Consider the following 805-nt stretch of genomic DNA (forward strand, 5'->3'; position numbering starts at 1 on the left):
CTCCCGATGAAGAGCTTTTCCAAGCCGCTCCGAATGGTGCCCAGGGAGATCCTGAGACAGCCGAACGTGGCCACGAAACAAAGGAGGACTTGGAAGAGTTTGATGAGAAGCCGGGCGAAAAGCCGAAGGTGAAGGCGGCGGATGCATCGCTCACCTGGCGCAGGTTCCCAGCAGGATCTGGCACGCTCGGCATTCCCCGATCCGAGATGCCACAAATCGCCAGCGGCAGTCGCGGTGCCTTGGTTGGATTTCTGCGCGCTCGCGGGATCGAAAGCACGTCGGAAGAAGTCGAAGCCGATTCGTTAAAGGCAACCCAAGCCGAGTATGCTCCTGAAAAAGTCGATGCCGCGTCGAACTACAGCGGGGGAAATCGTGCCATCCTCATTTCCCAGGACAATCACGTCGTCGATGGCCACCATCAGTGGCTTGCCGCGCTGAAGCAGGAAATGCCGATCAAGGTGATTCGCCTGCAAGCTCCAATCACGCGCATCCTGATGATGGTGCACCGAATGCCGAGCACGACCGTTGCGGCCAGCATCCGCGAAGATTACGCCGACAGCCAGCCTTCGACCATCGATCGCCTGGCCGAAAACGTGCTGAAGAATCTAACCGGAGTTTCGCGCGAATGGCTTTCGCCGGTACGCCCAGCCTTCGAACGGTTAGACGCGCTGGCGAGGTCCAATGAGGTGACCGATCAGGAATTTGTCGCGGCTCTGGAAAAGGCCCACCGTGAAATGCCGGAGCTGTCCGGTCAGTTCAACACGCCAGTTCTTCAGACCGCTCTTGAAAAAGCCATTTCCTCCGG

At 58.5% G+C, this 805-nt stretch carries 1 protein-coding gene; it reads left to right on the forward strand.

Annotation, left to right across the window (positions count from 1 at the left end; translation table 11 throughout):
• On the forward strand, positions 1-805 hold an 805-nt coding region (locus JIN85_RS20650), incomplete at both ends, for a hypothetical protein (RefSeq protein WP_200274414.1).

The sequence above is a fragment of the Luteolibacter pohnpeiensis genome, from assembly GCF_016595435.1.
Taxonomy (GTDB): Bacteria; Verrucomicrobiota; Verrucomicrobiia; order Verrucomicrobiales; family Akkermansiaceae; genus Luteolibacter; species Luteolibacter pohnpeiensis.